Here is a 16,457-nt window from a genome sequence, read left to right on the forward strand (position 1 = left end):
GAACAAAGCACCTGGAGAAACGCCCATGACCCGCTTGCTTGATCGTCGTCACCTCCTGGCCGGAGCCGCGGGCCTCGCGCTTGCGGCCGCGACCACGCTGCCCGCGGCGGCCCAGACCGTGCCCACCGGCAAGGTCACCGTCGAACTCTTCGCGCTGGCTACGAACGGCTTCGATCCCGTGATCGAGACGTTCCAGAAGCAGTATCCGAACATCACGATCAAATACACGAAGTTCGGCACCGACGAGTTCAAGCAGGCGCTGCGCGTCGGCTCCTCCTCGGGCAAGATGCCCGACCTGTGGTTCAACTGGGGCGGCAGCCTCGCCTATCCCTACAGCCGGGCGGGCCTCACCCTCGACCTGACGCCACGCATCGGCGAGCTCAAGCTCGACCAGACGCTGGCGCCCGCCGCCATCGAGCTCGCCAAGGACCAGGGCAAGCTCTGGGGCGTGCCCAACCGCGTCGTCCCGATGACGATGGTCTACCGCAAGGAGATGCTGGAGAAGGCCGGCGTGAAGGTGCCCAACACCTTCGCCGAGCTTGAGGAGGCCGCCGCGAAGCTGAAGGCCGCCGGCATCATCCCCTTCTCGCTGGGCGGCAAGTTCAGCTGGATGACGATGCGCTTCACCGACTTCTTCATCGAGCACTACGCCGGCCCCAAGAAGCACGACGCCATCAAGGCGATGGACGAGAGCTGGGACCAGGAGGCCGTGGTCAAGGCCTTCGCCAAGCTCAAGGAATGGAACGACAAGGGCTACTTCAACCCGGGCTTCCTGAACGTCGACCCGGCGACGAACATGCAGCTCCTCTACCAGGGCAAGGCGGCCATGGTGCTCGAGGTGCCCTCGGTCGAGGTCACGCGCCTGAAGCGCGAGAACATCGATCCCAACACCTACGGCACCTTCCTGATGCCGACCGACCAGACGCCGCGCCGCGTCTCCGGCTTCCAGCAGCAGCTGCAGGTCTCGGCCAAGGCGTCGAAGGACGTGCAGGATGCCGCGCTGCTCTTCGCCACCTACGTCGTGCGGCCCGACCTCGCGGCCAAGAACATGGAGAGCATCGGCGGACCGAGCGCGGTGAAGGGCATCACGCCCGGCGCCGACTCGCCGATCCAGAGCCAGTACGCCAAGTGGCTTTCCGAAGGCCTGCAGCTCTACCTGCCGGGCGACCAGTCGCTGCCGCAGGAAATGGTCGCCGCCTACTTCGAGGCGCAGGACAGCGTCGTGCTCGGCGCGATGACCCCGGCCGAGGCCGCCAAGAGCGTCCAGCAGGCGATCACCGCCTTCAAGGCGCGCACCAAGTGAGCGTCACCACGCCCGTGACGCAGGGGGGCCGCCGTGCCTCCCTGCGGCCCGAATGGATCGTCGGCGCGCTGTTCCTCGCGCCGGCGTTCCTGATCTACGTGACCATCATCGTCTACCCGCTGGTCTACTCGTCCTGGCTGAGCCTGTTCGACTGGGACGGCATCAGCCCGACGAAGCGCTTCGTGGGCTTCGAGAACTACGTCACCCTGTGGACGTCGAACCGGGTCTTCTGGATCGCGCTCAAGAACAACGCCCTGTGGACGGCCGTGGCGCTGGTGGTGCCGACGGCGCTGGGCCTCGGGCTCGCCCTGCTGCTCAACGGCAAGCTGGTCGCCCGAGGCTTCTGGCGCGGCATCTTCTATTTTCCCGCGATCCTCTCGCTCAGCATCTGCGGCCTCATCTGGACCTGGATCTATCATCCGACGCTGGGCTTCCTGAACCAGTTCCTGGAGTGGGTGGGACTGGAGAACCTGCAGCGGGCGTGGCTTTCCGAGCCCTCGATCGCGCTCTTCGCGGTCATGGTCGCGGCGGCCTGGCACAACACCGGCCTGCCGATGCTGCTCTATCTCGCCGGCCTGCAGACCATCCCGCGCGAGATCATCGAGGCCGCCGAGGTCGACGGCGCCAGCCGCATCCAGCGCTTCCGCTTCGTGATCTGGCCGATGCTGAAGGACACTACCTTCGTGGTCCTCGCCATCACCTTCATCAACTCGCTGAAGGTCTACGACGTCGTCTACGTGATGACCTATGGCGGCCCGGCCAACCAGACGCAGGTGCTGGGCACCTGGATGTACTTCCTGACCTACAACTTCAACCGCATCGGGCTCGGCACCGCCATCGCCGTCGTGCTCTTCGGCCTGACGCTGATCTTCGCCATTCCCTACACGCGCCGGCTGGGGGCGGAGAAATGACCGACGCCGCCCTTCGCTCCCATCCCCGCGCCGCCGAGTACGCGCGCGGCACCCGCATCCCGGTCAGCCGCGTCGTGTTCTACGCGGGCCTGTCGATCTTCGCGCTCGTGTGGTTCGCGCCGGTCTTCATCCTCATCTTCACGGCGCTGAAATCGGCCTCCGACTTCGCCCATGGCGGCACGTTCTCGCTGCCCAGGCACATCGAGTGGGCGAACTTCTCCAAGGCCTGGGACGTCGGCATCCGCATCTACTTCGCCAACTCCGCCATGATGACGCTGGTGAAGGTGCCGACCGGCGTGCTGATCGCCTCGCTCGCCGCCTTCGCGCTGACCTTCCTGCGGCTGCCCGGCGAACGCTGGATCTTCACCTTCTTCATCGTCGGCCTCGTCGTGCCGATCCAGATGACGCTGGTGCCGCTGACCCTGCTCCTGCGCAGCGTCGACCTGATCGACAGCTTGTTCGGCCTGTTCTGGATCTACCTGGGCTTCGGGCTGCCCTTCGCGATCCTGGTCATGCGGGGGTACATGCGGTCGATCCCGCGCGAGCTCATCGACGCGGCGTTCATCGACGGCTGCACGTGGTTCGGCGTCTTCTGGCGGATCGTCCTGCCGCTCTCCAAGCCGGCCGTCGTGTCGCTGATCATCTTCGACGGCATCGCCACCTGGAGCGAGTTCATCCTGGCCCAGATCTTCCTGCGCCAGAACACCAACCGCACGCTGCCGCTGGGGCTCGTGAACTTCCAGACGGAGTTCTCGACCGCCTACGAGCTCCTCGCCGCAGCGCAGTGCATCACCATCGTGCCGCTGGTCCTCGTCTACCTCTTCTTCCAGAGGTACTTCGTCGACGGACTGTCCGGCTCCCTCAAATCCTGACCCCAACGGAGCACGACATGCGCCTGCCACCCGAGAAGCTGCAACGCGTCATCATCAACACCGACGCCAAGAACGAGGCCGACGACCAGTACGCCATCGTCCAGGCTCTCCTGACGCCCTGCTTCGACCTGCATGGAATCATTCCGGCCCACTTCGGCGCGATCAAGTCGAAGACGAGCCTGAAGGACTCGGCCGACGAGGTGCACAAGATCCTCGACCTCATGGACCTCACCGGACAGGTGCGGGTGGCCGACGGCGCGCTGGGCCCGATCCCCGACGCGCAGACGCCGGCACCTTCGGCCGGGGCCGAGATGATCATCCGCGAGGCGATGAAGGACGACCCGCGCCCGCTGCACATTGCCTTCCTCGGCCCGCTCACGGACATGGCGTCGGCGATCCTGATGGAGCCGCGGATCGTCAACCGGAACGTGCGCGTGATCTGGATCGGCGGCGGCCACTATCCGCACGGCGGACGCGAGTACAACCTGTCGAACGACATCGCCGGCGCCAACCTCGTGTTCGGCTCCGGCATCGAGGTCTGGCAGATCCCGATGACGGTCTACCGCATGATGGCGGTCGGCTACGCCGAGCTCTACGAGCGCGTCTACGACAAGGGCCCCATCGGCAAGTACCTGGTGGAGCAGCTCATCGACTGGAACACCCGCATGGTGGCGGGCCCCATCGAACACCGCTCGCTGGGCGACAGCCCGGCCATCGGCGTGATGATGTACCCGGAGTGCGGCAAGTGGGAGTACCGGCCGGGCCCCGAGTTCAACGACCTGATGAGCTACGTGCCCAACGGCATGAACCGGCCCGCCAGGGTCTATGAAACCGTCGACGTGCGCTTTATTCAGGAAGACTTCTTCGCAAAGCTCTCGCGCTTCGCCCGAGGCATCCGGGAGTTTGCGCGCTTCGACGGATGACGCCATGCGCCAGGAGCCCATCCACCGCAGGAAACTCTCCCACGAGGTGGTGGAGCGGCTCCTGTCGCGCATCGAGAGCGGGGAGATCGCGCCAGGCGATCCGCTGCCCTCGGAGCGCGAGCTCATGGAAGCCTACCAGGTCGGGCGACCGGCCATCCGCGAGGCGCTGCAGTCGCTCGAACGCTGGGGGCTGGTCAGCATCACCCACGGCGAGCGGGCCCGCCTCGTCGTGCCGACCGCCGGCAACCTGCTGGCACAGGTGCAGGAAGGGGCGCGGCATCTGCTGCGCTCCGACACACATTCGCTCGATCACCTGAAGGATGCCCGCCTGTTCCTGGAGACCGGCATGGCGCGGCTGGCGGCGGAGCGCGCGACCCCCGAGGGCGTGGCCGCCCTGCGGGCGCGGCTCGACGACCAGCGGGAAGCGCTGACGCATCTCGAGGACTTCCTCGACCGCGACATGGCCTTCCACCGTGAGATCGCGAACCTGTCGGGCAATCCGATCTTTCCGGCCATCATCGAGGCGACGTTCGGCTGGCTCGGCGCCTTCTACCGATCGCTGGTGCGCGCGCCCGGCGCGGAGCAGCTGACGCTCGCCGAGCACGAACGCATCCTGGCCGCGATCGCGGCCGGCGATCCCGACGCGGCCGCCGCCGCGATGGGCGACCATCTCACGCGGGCCAACGAGCTCTATCGGCGCCTGGGAACCGACGCCACGGGCAGCGGGTCGTCATGACGGGCCGCGGCGCGATGGAGCCTGTGGCCGAACGTCTCTACGGCACCGCCGCCCCGCCGCCGCCCCGCCTGCGCCTTCGCGCCGGAGCGCTCACCGCCGACCTCGTCGACGGCGGCATCCGCCGGCTCGCCTGGAACGGCGTCGAAATCGTGCGCGGGATCTCGTTCCTGATCCGCGACGAAGCCTGGGGCACGCTGCCGGTCCGCCTCGACGATCCCGTGCTGGAACGGACCGACAGCGGCTTTCGCGTGGGCCTCAACGGCACCATCGAGGCCGAGGGCGCGCGCTTCGCCTTCGCCGCCTCCATCGAGGGCCGCGCCGACGGAACGTTCTCCTTCGCCGTGGAGGGACGATCGGACGCGGAGATCGTCACCAACCGGGCCGGTTTCGTCGTTCTCCATCCTGCCGGCTTCGCCGGGATGCCGGTGACCTTGCTCGACGTCGCGGAGCACGAGAGCGACGCGGTTTTCCCCGAGAGCATCAGCCCCGGCCAACCCTTCTTCGACCTGCGCGGCCTGCGCTACGCGCTTGCGGGCGCCGGTACGGTCACGTGCCTGATGGACGCCTCGCTGCCGACCGACCCGCTGGGCCGCTTCGAGACCGAGGACCAGCGCAACTGGTGCGACGCGTCGTTCAAGACCTATGTCGGCTCACTGCTGCATCCCTGGCCCTACGGGCTGCCCGCCGGCGAGCCGTTCCGGCAGCAGGTGACGGTGTCGGTCGATGCGACGGATGGGGGGCCGGCCGCGGCCGCCGATGCGTCCGCTGCGTCCCGTGTCGATGCGCTGCCGCGTTTTGCGATCGCGGTGCCGCATGGCGCGGACAAGGCTCCGCCGACGGCCCTGGCCGCCGTGCGTGGCCTGCGGATGCCCTGGGCCGTCATCGAGGCGGACATGCGGCGCGCGGATCTCCCCGACCATCTGTCGGCGGCAGCCCGGCTGACCGCGGGCCGCGGCACACAGGTGGAGATCGTCGCACCGGCCGTGTCGTCCCCGGCCGACGAGTTGGCCGCCGCAGCGGTGCTGTGCGCCCAGGCCGGCCTGCGGCCCGACGCGGTCCTGGTGGTGCCGGCTCCCCTTCTCAAGAGCTTTCAGCCGAGCGGGCCATGGCCCGATCTGCCCCCACTCGAGGAGTACTACGCCGCCGCGCGCAGTGCCTTCCCGGGGGCTGCGGTCGGCGGCGGCATGATGACCAACTTCACGGAGTTGAACCGCAAGCGGCCCGATCCGGCGAACCTCGCCTTCATCGCCCACGGCACGACGGCCATCGTGCACGATGCCGACGACGAGGCCGTGATGGAGACGCTGGAGACGCTGGTCCACATCGGGCACCGCGTGAGGGACCATTGGCCCGGCGTGCCCTGGCACCTTGGGCCATCGTCCATCGCCATGCGCTCCAATCCGTACGGCGCGACCGAGCCACGGAACCCGGACTGGCTGCGCATGCCGCTGGCCGATCGCGACCCGCGCCAGCGCGGGCTCTTCGGCGCGGCCTGGACGGTCGGGTACGCGGCGGCCGCCACGGAGGCGGGAGCGGCGATGGTCTGCCTGCATGCCAGCCACGGCTTCCTGGGGCTCGGCGACGAGACCGGCCTCTGGCCGTGCTTCCACGTGATGGCGGCGCTGGCGCGGGCTTCGGGACAAGAGTGGGCGGAGCTGCCTGTCGGCACGGGCCTGGCGTCGCTGGCGTGGCGCGACGGGACGGGCAAACGTGGTGTCGTGGCCAACCTCACGGCCGAGGAACAGCCCCTCGGGCTCACGGGCCCGGGACGCGTGCTTGACGTCTCAACCGTTGCTGAGGCGCGCGGCGACGCCGGCTGGATCGATGGGACTCCGGAAGCCCTGCCGGCGGTGCTCGGTCCCTATGCGGTCGCGTTCGTCACGGGGTGAGAGACACGCTTCGGCCAAGAAGCGTGCACGCCTTGCTCCCCTCCCTCGTCCTGCCCGGGCCTGGCCCGGGCATCCACGACTTCGGAACGGCCCCGGCAAAGTCGTGGATGGCCGGGCCAAGCCCGGCCATGACGGTTGAGAGGGAGCGCGAACTGGAAGAATGCCGAGTTGGAGACTGTGGGAACCGTTGTTAGGCAGTCCCTTTGCCCCCTACCGCCGCTCCGCCAGGATCAGGCCATCGCCGTTCATCGGGGGCTGGCGGACCAGCGAGCGGGGACCGCGGTCGACCACGGGCCAGAACGCCTGGCGGCTGGCGAGATCGATCCCGCGGACGTCGTAGCCCGTGAGATCCACGGTGAAGCGCAGGTCCGTGGGGGCGGGGCAGTAGACGGCCAGGCGCGAGCGGTCGGGCGTCGCCATGGTCCGGATCTGCGGAATGGCGCCCTCGAGGATCGTCGCGGGTTCCATGGCGAAGAGGTCGTGGGTCTCGTAGACGTGCCGCGCGAAGCCCATGTCCCAGGCGCCCGGCATGGTCAGGGCGTCCTCCCAGTCGAAGGGTTCGAGCGAACGGGCCTTCGCGAGGAAATCGAAGCCGCGCCGGTGAAAGCTCCACACGCCGTGCGCGCCGTAGGCGACGCCCATGCTGGCGCCGGAGAGCAGGCTCTGCCAGGCCGCGCGGCGCACCTCGTCGCGTGACCAGCGGCTGCCGTCCTGGGTGATGCGGCCGTGGCCCTCGTAGCAGGGCTCGGAGTTCAGCACCGGGACGCGCTTGGGGTAGCCGAGGAAGGTTTCGGCGAGCATCCAGGGCCGGTCGGAGTGGGCCACGTGGTGCCCGGACTGGAACGAGTAGAAGTCGACGGCCGTGTCGAACGGCGCCGGCAGGTGTCCTTCGGGATGGAGGTGCATCGAGACAGTGGCGTCCGGCCACTCCCGCTGCACCGCCTCGAGGGCCGCGCCGTAGTAGGGCGCCTCGTCGGGCGACTCGAACCGGGTGTCACCGCTGATCACCATCACGGGATCGAAGCGGCGGAAGCGGCGCGTCACCATGGTCGCGTAGGGGGCGACGTCGGCAAGCGCCATGGCCGACGGGATCGGGCTGCCGCGGGAGCAGCGCGTCTCCGGGACGTAGCTGCACCACAGCACCGTGAGCACCGGCAGGAAGCCTTCCGCGACGGCCATCTCGAGCATGCGCTCGGCCCGGTCGAAATAGGCCGGGTTTGGCCGCGACAGGATCCAGCGGCCATCGGGCTGCGTTTCGAAGGGTGCGAGCTCGGTGGGTGGCACGCTGCGGTCGTGGGTGATGGGCAGGATGCTGATCTGCAGGGACGTGAAGCCCTGCAGGCGCCGGACCGCCAGATAGCGAGCCCACTCCTCCAGCGTCACGTTGGAGAACGTCGCCCAGACCGTGTCGGCGAGATAGAAGAACGCCCTGCCGTCGCGCAGGAAATGGCGCCCGTTGGGCGCAAGGACGAGCTTGCCCATGTCATGCCTCCCGGCCCGGCGTCTTGACGCGCCAGGCCGAGAGATCATGTCATCATACCAGTTTCCGCGTCCAGCGGTTTGCGTCTGCGTCAGCCGCTGAGCTGCCGCGTCGCCAGCACACGAAAGACCGACGAGGCGACGAAGCTCCCCGCCGTCACGATCTGCAGAGCGGCATCGGCTAGACCGCCGGAGTCGATCGCCTTGGTGTCGAAGCCCAGCACCGACAGCCCGAAGGCGACCACGCCGATGGCGTTGGCCCAGATGGTGCGGCTGAGGAAAATGGATTTCGTATCGATCATCGCAATGTCCCTTGCTGTTGAAACGGAAGGCGCAGGCGTGGCGCGGACGAGGCGGATCGCCTCGGCCTCGACATCGGCGACGCGGCGGCTCCAGCCGCGGCCGAAGGCGGTCCAGGCAGCGAGGCGCTGCAGGAAGGAGAGGCGTCTTCGCTGCAGGTCCCGGATCGCCGCCAGCGGATCGGCCCTGGCGGCGGCTGCCAGGGTTGCCGGACCGATGCGGCCGTCCGGGGTGACGCCCAGCGCGCTCTGCAGCAGGCGGATGGCGCGGCCCGGACCGGAGTTCACGGCGAGGTCGAAGACGGCGAGGTCCAGGCCCGACGGCAACCGGTCCGCCGCCACCGCCCGCCAGTAGCGGGCCCGGTAGATCGCTGCGATGTCGGACGCTTCGAGCGCCCTCAGCTCGGCCGCCGTCACCGGCCGGCCGCGGTGGGCGGCGAGGGTCGACAGCGTGATGCCGCGGAAGGTGGGACCGCCCGGGTCGCGCGGGTCGTCGGACCAGCCGCCCTCGTGGCGCAGCACGCAGGCCAGTGCGGTGTCGAAGGACGTGTCCATGTCAGCCTCACAGTTCGGCCAGGTAGTCGTAGGGGCCCGTGCCGCTGGCGACCGGCGCGGCCCGCATCTCGAGCGCGAGGTCGGCGGCGGGCACGGCCAGGGCGGAGCGGCGGAAGTAGCGGCGGGCCATCAGGAGTTCGAGCGATGGCGGCCGCCGCTCGAACGGCGTCGCGACCGGGCTCTCCTCGAGCTGCACGCCCGCGACGTCGAGCGTGGCCGGCGCGGTCCCCGTGAGCAGCAGCCGGAGCGCGAGGGAGGACCCCGTTCCGATGGTCTTTCCCAGCACCGGCGGCAGCGAGACCACGAAGCGGATCCTCTGCCAGGCCGGCGAGATGGCGAGCGCCGTGGGCGGCAACGCGACGACCGCCGGACTGCCGCCTGCCCCGAAGAGCTGGCGGGCTTCCACGGAGAACGACGCGGAGGCGGTGCGGTACCAGAAGGAGAGCGTGACCGTCCGCCCGGCGAGGCGCGAGACGTCCTCCAGCCGCGTGCTCCATTCCAGGCCACCGACGGCCGCCGAGGTGACGTTCAGGGTCGCGACCCAGCCGGGTGGCCCGTCGGGCACGCCAGCCGTCCGGCTGACCTGCCCCGCGACCGAGCCCGTGCCGACGGCCACCCAGCGGTCGAAGGTCCAGACCGAACCGGTGGCCAGCGTGAAGGGACCGGCGCCCCTCTGGGCGATGGCGAACTCGCCGTTGACGACGTGATTGCGCAGGCCCCCGAGGGGAGCTCCGGCGATGTCGGTGAGGCCGCCCGGGAGGCTCGCGGCCCCCGTCGCCGGATCGGCGACCAGGCAATCGTGCCAGGCGGCGCCATCGGCCGACACTTTGATGCGGTAGCGGTCATCTCCGGCGAGGCCCGTTTCCGCGCGCCCGGACCAGCCGGACTGGTAGACGTGCGAGACGGTGCGCCCGAGGGCCTCCTTGTTCAGGGCGAGACGGACGTCGCCGGTGCCGCCCTCCGCGACCGTCCTGGCCGTGAAGTACCCGCCCGTGAGCTTCGCGGCGAAGGCGTTCTGCCCGTCGGGCGCCGCCCCGATGCCGAGGCCCGCCAGACCCGCCAGCGTGCGCAGGGCGAGGCCGGCATCGGTCCAGGAGGTGCCATCGAACAGGCGCAGCGCCTGCTCGGCGATGACGAAGGCGAGCCACCCGGCACGCGGCTGGTGGAAGCGCCAGGCGCCGTCCTCGAAGGCCGCCAGGCGGCCCGCCTGGCCGGCGAAGGCCCCGGTCGGCGAGGTGCCGACGAGATGGCGATCGCCCTCCGCCGGAGCCGTCGGCGGCACGAGGCGGTCGCGGTCGAGAACGGCGATCTGCACCAGCGCATCGAGCACCTGCAAGGCGTCGTTGTGGGTGACGTGCTTCTGGGATTGTGCGGCCGCCAGGTAGGGCAACCGCAGCCGCGTGCTGTCTGACATGGATGAGGATCCTCGGAGGGTGGGATCAGGCGGCCGCCAGCACGGCCTCCAGCGGGGCGCCGCGCCCGACGCTGGCGCTGAGCTGGACGATGCGGACCGACAGGGTGGGCTGCGGCGCGCCGAAGTCCGCGAGTTCGGCCGCAGCGGGGTAGAGCACCGCGGGCGACGTGGCGCCCAGGGTGCGGACCACGAGGCCCGCCTTCAGCACGTCGACCTCGTAGCGTTCGGAGGCCTCGTCCAGCGGTGTGTCGACGGGCTCCCAGGCATCGCCGCCGAGGCGGCTGCGGCGGATCCATGCGAGAGCGACGCCATCCGCCGTGCGCCGCGCCCCGGCCCGCACCGGCGCCAGCGGCCGCAGCGCGTCCGCACCCGGCGTCGCGGTGAGCGAGACCATCGCGGGATCGCCCACGTCGGCGGTGGCCGGGCCGATCCGCCAGCGCAGCGCGCGGCCGAGCGCGTCGGCGCCGACCGCCGCGTCGAACAGCGAGCCGTCCAGGATCACCACGTCGGAGCCGGCGGGCGCCGGCCGCGCGGCCGCTCTCTCCGAGCCGCCGAGGCCACGCAGCAGGCGGCTCAGCCGGAACCGGCGCGGGCCGACCAGGTCGGCGGCCGCGAAGGCCAGGACCTCCCACTGCCCGTCGGCGCCGCGCACGGCCGCGACGGCCTCGCCCGCCAGGGCGGCCAGGTCGCCCCGACCGACGAGGCCGTCGCCGGACAGCACCACGTCGCAGACGGCCGTGCGATCCCACCGCCACGGCGGCCCGGCCGGCAGCGGGGCCATGGTCCGGCCGATCAGGGACGCGGCGGCGATGCTGCCCGCCAGCGCGTAGGACGCCCCGTCGACGGAGCGCCAGACGGCCAGGGGGCCCGTCCACGGATCGGCCGCCGCGGCGAAAGACTGCAGCACCGCCGGGTCCGTGCGGGCCAGCGGCCAGTCGAGCGTCACGATCAGGGGACGGCCGGCCACCGAGGGCGCCGCCGCCGTGCCCGGCCGGGGTCTGGCCCTTGGGGGAGGCGATGCCGGAGGCGGGGGGACGGCGCGGGCCTCGATCTCCCGCTGCCCCGCATCCCGGATCCGCACGATGCGATAGGGGCCCGGGGCCCCCGGCGCGGGAAGCATCACCGTGTCGCCGGGTTCCAGCTCCAGCAGCCCCGGGCGCAGCACGAGGGTCGCCGTTTCCCGCGCGATCCAGGCGCGGTGCAGCGCACGCTCGGCGATGGTCTCGGCGACGGCGCGGTCGAGGACGGCCGGAAGGTCCACCTGGGCGGTGCGGACGCTCGCTCCTCCCGCTCGCCGGGCGGTCGCGGCCGCGCTGGCATAGTCACCCTCGGCATCGATGAAGCCGACCGTGAGCTCGTCGACGAGGTCCGCTTCCTGCGCCCGAACGCGCTGGACGAGGCTCCCGTCCCGACCCGGCACCAGGTCGTCCGGCGCGATGGCGACGGACCGGCGCGAGCCATCGGCCAGGAAGCGCAGTTCTCCGGAGGAGGCCACGGCCTCGAAGCCGAAGGCCTCGGCAAGCGGCTGCAGCGCGGCACGGGCGGAGAGGGGACGGTCGAGGACGAAGCCGTGGCACCATCCGTCCACCGCGACGCGGCCCACCGGGGCGACGGCGGTGGCCGCAAGCACGTCCGCGACGAGGAGATCCAGCGGTGCGGCCTCCAGCCGGCCGTTCAGCCAGTGCCCGGTTTGCCACGAGGCGCCGTCGGCCCACACCGACGCCAGGCTCGGAAAGGCCGGGAAAGGGCGTGCGTCCCAGGCCCAGACATGGATGCGATCGGGGTCGACCATGCGCCCGCCATAGACGGGCGAGACCGGATTGGATCCGGCCGGATGGCCGGCCGCGGCGGGATCGAAACGGGTGAGGACGGCGATCACGCCGCGCGCGAGCATCAGGTCGTCCCGTGCGCCGGTGGAGAACGGCGGCAGGGTGGCGGCCGTCGATCGCGGATCGGGGAAGGCGTTGGGCGCATTGGCTCCCTTGTCGACGGCGGGGCAGCCCACCTCCATGAGCCAGATCGGCTTGCCCTGCGGCACCCAGGCCGTGGATCGCGTCTCGATGCCGCCGTCGCGCTCGACGTGGGGGGAGGCCCACCAGCCCTGCAGATCCTTCGGGCGGTTGATCCACGGCTTGCCGAGCCCGTCCGTGATGGGGCTGCGCCGCTGCAGGCGCCGGTCCGAGTCGCTCGCGTAGTACCAGTCGTAGCCTTCGCCGCCGGCGGTGCCGGCCAGCAGCCCGTCCGGATCGTGCGGGCCGCGAAAGCGGCTCGCGTCGGCGTGCAGAGGCCCGTCCCGCCAGTCGGCCATCGGCCACCAGGCGTCGATGGCGACGGCCGTGACGGCCGGCGCTGACCACAGCGTGTCGAGCGGGAAGCGCAGCGTGCCCGGCGCGGGCCAGTGCCCGCCATACTCGGTCCAGTCGGCCGCATAGGTGACGGCGGTGGCGGGCCCCACCAGCCGGCGCACCTCGCCGGCCAGCGCGACCAGCCGGTCGACCGCCGGATAGCGTCCCGCGGCATCGCGGACGCGCGTCAGTCCGACGAGCTCGGATCCGATGAGGACCGCGTCGACGCCGCCGGCCGCGACGCCGAGCGCCGCGCAGTGCAGGACCTGCCGTGACAGCGACCACGTGTCGGGCCCCGCATAGGACACCGCGTCGCCCGCCAGCACCATGTGCGACGCGAGCGCCTGGCCGAAGAAGCGGTCGATCTGCGCCTGCGCCGACGCCGTGCCCTCGGCGGAATTGGGCCGGCCGGGCGCGGGGTCGCAGGTGATGCGGCCGCGCCAGGGATAGGCCGGCTGGTCGGCGGCGCCCGACCAGGGGTCCTGGTGGCCGGAGCCGGCCGGGACGTCCATCATCAGGAACGGGTTGAGGGTCACTTCCAGCCCCCGCGCCTTGAGATCGCGGATGGCCCGGACGACGGAGGCGTCGGACGGCGTGCCGCCGAAGGCGGGGACGCCGTCGGCGCGGGACACCACACGGGCATGCCCCCTGTCCAGGCCGGCCACGCTCCATGCGGTGCCGACATGGCTGCGCCCCGCATCCTCGATCCGGGGCGCGACGGTGCAGGAGCCAGCCCGCAGGTCATCCCCGAACCACGCCACGACGAGGCTGACGCGGCGCAGGTTGGGGCACAGGGCCTGCAGCGCGTCGAGCGAGGCGCCCCAGTCACTGGCGGCCTGCCACTGGTGGGTGTTCTCGGCCACCGTCGCGCCGAGGTCGCCGACGCGCGAGACCGGCTGCGGATCCAGCACGAACTCGCCCGCGCCGGGGATCAGGTTCACCGCCCTGATCCGGTCGGCGAAACCGTGGACCGGGCGCACGACCTCGAAGGTGAGCTGCGGCACGCGGTTGCCGAAGGGCTCGAGAGCGAGGCGCTCGAACACGACGTAGGCGGTTCCGCGGTAGGCCGGCGCGGCGGCAGCGCCCTCCTTGGCGACGATCAGCGGATCGGGCTCCTGGTCCTGCGTGCCGCGATGGACGCGCATGGCGAGCGTCCGCGTGTCGAGGAGCTTGCCGTCGGCCCAGACGCGCCGGACGAAGGCGATGGGTCCCTCGCACAGGCCGACGGCGAAGTTGGCGAAATAGCTGTAGCGCGTCGTGGTCGTGACGCTCGTCGCGCTCGCGGCCGTGCGGGAGCCCTTGCCGCCGCTGGACGAGGTGCGCGTCGCCGAGGTGGAGGTCGACTGGCTGACCGAGACGACCTCCTCGTAGCGCGTCGCCCAGATGATCTCGCCGCCGATCCGGGCCCGGCCGAACACGCGCGGGATGGGCGCGCCCTCGCTGGAGCCGAGCGCCGGCAGCGAGGTGAGGCGCGGGCCCTCGACGCTGCGGCTGGCGACCGTATGGCTGCTGTGCCGGAGCCCGCCGTCGAGCGCCGCGCCGGCCAGCCCGCCGAGGGCGCGACCGACCGCCGACCCGACCGGGCCGCCGATGGCCCCGCCGGCGACGGCGCCGGCGGCCTGGAGGACGAGGGTGCTCATGGGCGGAACTCCGGCAGGGGCGGAAACCGGAAGGCGTGGGAGAGGCGGCGGCGCCAGAGGCCGAGGTCGACCTCCGCCACGCTCGCCCCGTCGTGCGCGTGCACCATGCGGCCGGGGCCGGTGGCGATGCCGCAATGCTTGGCGGGCGTCCCGTCGCGCCAGCGGAAGAGCAGGAGGTCCCCTGCCCGCGCCTCGTCGACCGGACGGCCGGCGAGATGCCGGGCGGCCGCGTCGCGCAGCGTCTCCGCGCCGGCCGCCTCGGCCCAGTCCGCAGAGTAGGCCGGCACGGGTTCCGGCTCCTCGCCGTAGAGCGCCCGCCAGACACCGCGCACGAGGCCGAGGCAGTCGCAGCCCACCCCGCGCAGCGAGGCGGCGTGCCGGTAGGGCGTGCCGATCCAGGCCCGCGCCTCCGCGACGATGCGGGCCGCATCCGAGGGACCGGCGGTCACGACAAAAGGCTCCCACCATCCATGCGGCCGTCGCCGGTGCGGATGTTGCGCAGCACGTAGTCGCTGCCCGGCATGTGGGGAAAGCCGCGGAAATTGAGCAGGTTGCCGAAGCGCCCCGTGCAGCTGCCGAGGCTGCCGTCGCACCCCGCCGAAACGGTGAAGGCCATGCCGGGCTCGATGGCGCGGGGTGCCGGCTCCCACAGCGTCAGCGACACGACGGACGCATCGTGGCGGTGCAATTGCACCTGCGCCATCTGCCCCGCCAGCCCGCCTTGCGCGAAGGTCACCCGGCCGCCGTTGAAGAGCCCGTCGGCATACGCCTCGAGCCCGGTGGCGGTGAACCACGACACCCCATCCGTCGCGGCGACCCACCCCGTCGCGGACCAGCGCGGATCGGCGAGATCGACACCGCAGCGCGCGTCGCCCAGGTCGGCGTCGCAGCGCGCCTGGTAGAGCCGGCCGCGTGGCAGGTCGAGCCGGTGGGCGAGGCCGCGCATCTCCGCGACGAAGGCCGCGCCTGCGCGACGCACCTCGCCGATGGTGCCGACGTCGAGCAGGACGCGCGTCTGCGGCGCCTGCCAGTCCACCAGCCACAGCTCCACGCGCGCATCGTCCCACAGGCCCGCGGCGAGGTCGTCCTCCGCCAGCCCGGGCGCCGTGAGGGCGCCGGAGACGTCTCCGCCGCCCACGGCGAAACCCAGTTCGCCGTGCATGTCGGAGCCCTCCAGGCCGGTGCCCGCGGCATGGACGACGCCGCCGAGGTCGAGGTCGCGGTCATGGTCGGTGAAGCCCAGCACGGTGCCGTCGCGGCGGCGCAGGGTCCAGCAGCGGGCGAGCGTCGTCACGCCGGACGCGAACGCCTCGCGCAGGCTCGAAGGCAGGTCACGCATGGTGGGGTCCTCAGGGCAGGATCTCGATGAGGGGGATCTGCGGGATTTCCCCGGCCTCGAAGGCGGCGAAATCGACGGCGAGATCGTCGGTGTCGAAACGGACGGGGACGTCGAACAGGAAGCCCGCGGTGACCGCGGCGCCGGGCGCGGGAGCGCGGCCGGCCCGGAAGGTCACGAGCCCGCTGGCGGCATCGATCGACAGGTCGGCGGCCGACACGGGCTGGCCGCCCACGGCCACCGTCACGCTGCCGGCCGCCGGCTTGCGGATGGGCCGCACATAGGGCGCGAAGGCCCAGCCATAGGTCTTGGCGATCTGGAAGCTCAGGGTCGTGCCGTCGCCCGTGCCGATCGGCTGGTCGAACGGCGTCGGCAGGGTGCCCAGGCGGCACGAGCGGTCGTCGAGCCTGTCGCGCCAGCGGAACCCGTAGAGCCGGCCGCGGCGTTCCTCGAAGAAGGCCACGACCTCGGCGAGCGCCGCCAGGGTCTTCACGCCGTAGCCGGCCTCGTAGTGGCGGCGCGAGTGGGCCCAGCGGGCGTTGCGCTCCTCCCGGCCCGAGCCCGTGACGACGACGTCGGTACGCCGCCGCGGCCCGCCCCGCGCGCGAAGCGCGATGTCGACGGGAAACAGCACCTCGTGGAAGGGGGCCGGCATGGGGACCTCTCCGGGGGTTGATCCTGCTCAAGGCGGGCGAGGCGGTTGAGGGCTCAGATACGCGACGGAGGGCGCCCTGCGCCCCGTCATGCGAGGAGAA

The 16,457-nt window shown here is 71.6% G+C and carries 13 protein-coding genes; 6 read left to right on the forward strand and 7 right to left on the reverse strand.

Translation table 11 applies throughout. The features are described from left to right. Positions 1 to 25: 25 nt before the first annotated feature. The 6 genes from Q0Q47_RS00350 to Q0Q47_RS00375 are packed head-to-tail and all read left to right on the forward strand — an operon-like array spanning position 26 to position 6,634. On the forward strand, positions 26 to 1,303 hold the full coding sequence (locus Q0Q47_RS00350) for an extracellular solute-binding protein (RefSeq protein WP_293853170.1): 1,278 nt from the start codon (positions 26 to 28) through the stop codon (positions 1,301 to 1,303). Beyond that, on the forward strand, positions 1,300 to 2,214 hold the full coding sequence (locus Q0Q47_RS00355) for a carbohydrate ABC transporter permease (protein ID WP_293853171.1): 915 nt from the start codon (positions 1,300 to 1,302) through the stop codon (positions 2,212 to 2,214). The genes Q0Q47_RS00350 and Q0Q47_RS00355 overlap by 4 nt, the downstream gene beginning before the upstream one ends. Further along, a complete protein-coding gene (locus Q0Q47_RS00360) occupies positions 2,211 to 3,086 on the forward strand; it encodes a carbohydrate ABC transporter permease (RefSeq protein ID WP_293853173.1) in 876 nt (291 codons plus the stop codon). Before Q0Q47_RS00355 ends, Q0Q47_RS00360 begins: the two co-directional genes overlap by 4 nt. 17 nt (positions 3,087 to 3,103) lie before the next feature. After that, on the forward strand, positions 3,104 to 4,009 hold the full coding sequence (locus Q0Q47_RS00365; RefSeq protein WP_293853175.1) for a nucleoside hydrolase: 906 nt from the start codon (positions 3,104 to 3,106) through the stop codon (positions 4,007 to 4,009). Positions 4,010 to 4,013: 4 nt separating this feature from the next. Further along, a complete protein-coding gene (gene nanR / locus Q0Q47_RS00370; RefSeq protein WP_293853177.1) occupies positions 4,014 to 4,745 on the forward strand; it encodes a transcriptional regulator NanR in 732 nt (243 codons plus the stop codon). Beyond that, the gene (locus Q0Q47_RS00375) at positions 4,742 to 6,634 is read left to right on the forward strand and encodes a hypothetical protein (protein WP_293853179.1); all 1,893 of its coding nucleotides are present in this window, start codon (positions 4,742 to 4,744) and stop codon (positions 6,632 to 6,634) included. Before nanR ends, Q0Q47_RS00375 begins: the two co-directional genes overlap by 4 nt. Before the next feature lie 210 nt (positions 6,635 to 6,844). On the opposite strand, the gene Q0Q47_RS00380 is transcribed toward Q0Q47_RS00375, so the two are convergent. From Q0Q47_RS00380 to Q0Q47_RS00410, 7 genes are all read right to left on the reverse strand, one after another. Beyond that, a complete protein-coding gene (locus tag Q0Q47_RS00380) occupies positions 6,845 to 8,116 on the reverse strand; it encodes a DUF4038 domain-containing protein (protein WP_293853181.1) in 1,272 nt (423 codons plus the stop codon). Between the two features lie 89 nt (positions 8,117 to 8,205). Beyond that, positions 8,206 to 8,967, reverse strand: coding sequence for a glycosyl hydrolase 108 family protein (locus Q0Q47_RS00385; RefSeq protein WP_293853183.1), 762 nt, complete (start codon positions 8,965 to 8,967; stop codon positions 8,206 to 8,208). 7 nt (positions 8,968 to 8,974) lie between these two features. Then, on the reverse strand, positions 8,975 to 10,381 hold the full coding sequence (locus tag Q0Q47_RS00390) for a DUF2793 domain-containing protein (RefSeq protein ID WP_293853184.1): 1,407 nt from the start codon (positions 10,379 to 10,381) through the stop codon (positions 8,975 to 8,977). Between the two features lie 25 nt (positions 10,382 to 10,406). Next, positions 10,407 to 14,366 carry a glycoside hydrolase/phage tail family protein gene (locus tag Q0Q47_RS00395; RefSeq protein ID WP_293853186.1) on the reverse strand — a complete coding sequence of 1,320 codons (3,960 nt, stop codon included), beginning with the start codon at positions 14,364 to 14,366 and terminating at the stop codon, positions 10,407 to 10,409. After that, positions 14,363 to 14,815 (reverse strand): NlpC/P60 family protein, encoded by a 453-nt coding sequence (locus Q0Q47_RS00400; RefSeq protein ID WP_293853188.1) that lies wholly within the window; start codon positions 14,813 to 14,815, stop codon positions 14,363 to 14,365. The genes Q0Q47_RS00395 and Q0Q47_RS00400 overlap by 4 nt, the downstream gene beginning before the upstream one ends. After that, positions 14,812 to 15,705 carry a DUF2163 domain-containing protein gene (locus Q0Q47_RS00405; RefSeq protein WP_293853190.1) on the reverse strand — a complete coding sequence of 298 codons (894 nt, stop codon included), beginning with the start codon at positions 15,703 to 15,705 and terminating at the stop codon, positions 14,812 to 14,814. The genes Q0Q47_RS00400 and Q0Q47_RS00405 overlap by 4 nt, the downstream gene beginning before the upstream one ends. Positions 15,706 to 15,715: 10 nt before the next feature. Next, positions 15,716 to 16,357 (reverse strand): DUF2460 domain-containing protein, encoded by a 642-nt coding sequence (locus Q0Q47_RS00410; protein ID WP_293853192.1) that lies wholly within the window; start codon positions 16,355 to 16,357, stop codon positions 15,716 to 15,718. Positions 16,358 to 16,457: the final 100 nt, after the last annotated feature.

This window comes from uncultured Alsobacter sp. (assembly GCF_945952055.1).
Classification (GTDB): Bacteria; Pseudomonadota; Alphaproteobacteria; order Rhizobiales; family Beijerinckiaceae; genus Alsobacter.

What these genes read in the sequence shown, in the direction of transcription:
- Q0Q47_RS00350 (WP_293853170.1), top strand. Translation starts at nt 26, where the DNA reads ATGACCCGCTTGCTTGATCGTCGTCACCTCCTGGCCGGAGCCGCGGGC.
- Q0Q47_RS00360 (WP_293853173.1), top strand. Translation starts at nt 2,211, where the DNA reads ATGACCGACGCCGCCCTTCGCTCCCATCCCCGCGCCGCCGAGTACGCG.
- Q0Q47_RS00365 (WP_293853175.1), top strand. Translation starts at nt 3,104, where the DNA reads ATGCGCCTGCCACCCGAGAAGCTGCAACGCGTCATCATCAACACCGAC.
- nanR (WP_293853177.1), top strand. Translation starts at nt 4,014, where the DNA reads ATGCGCCAGGAGCCCATCCACCGCAGGAAACTCTCCCACGAGGTGGTG.
- Q0Q47_RS00375 (WP_293853179.1), top strand. Translation starts at nt 4,742, where the DNA reads ATGACGGGCCGCGGCGCGATGGAGCCTGTGGCCGAACGTCTCTACGGC.
- Q0Q47_RS00380 (WP_293853181.1), bottom strand. Translation starts at nt 8,116, where the DNA reads ATGGGCAAGCTCGTCCTTGCGCCCAACGGGCGCCATTTCCTGCGCGAC.
- Q0Q47_RS00385 (WP_293853183.1), bottom strand. Translation starts at nt 8,967, where the DNA reads ATGGACACGTCCTTCGACACCGCACTGGCCTGCGTGCTGCGCCACGAG.
- Q0Q47_RS00390 (WP_293853184.1), bottom strand. Translation starts at nt 10,381, where the DNA reads ATGTCAGACAGCACGCGGCTGCGGTTGCCCTACCTGGCGGCCGCACAA.
- Q0Q47_RS00395 (WP_293853186.1), bottom strand. Translation starts at nt 14,366, where the DNA reads ATGAGCACCCTCGTCCTCCAGGCCGCCGGCGCCGTCGCCGGCGGGGCC.
- Q0Q47_RS00405 (WP_293853190.1), bottom strand. Translation starts at nt 15,705, where the DNA reads ATGCGTGACCTGCCTTCGAGCCTGCGCGAGGCGTTCGCGTCCGGCGTG.
- Q0Q47_RS00410 (WP_293853192.1), bottom strand. Translation starts at nt 16,357, where the DNA reads ATGCCGGCCCCCTTCCACGAGGTGCTGTTTCCCGTCGACATCGCGCTT.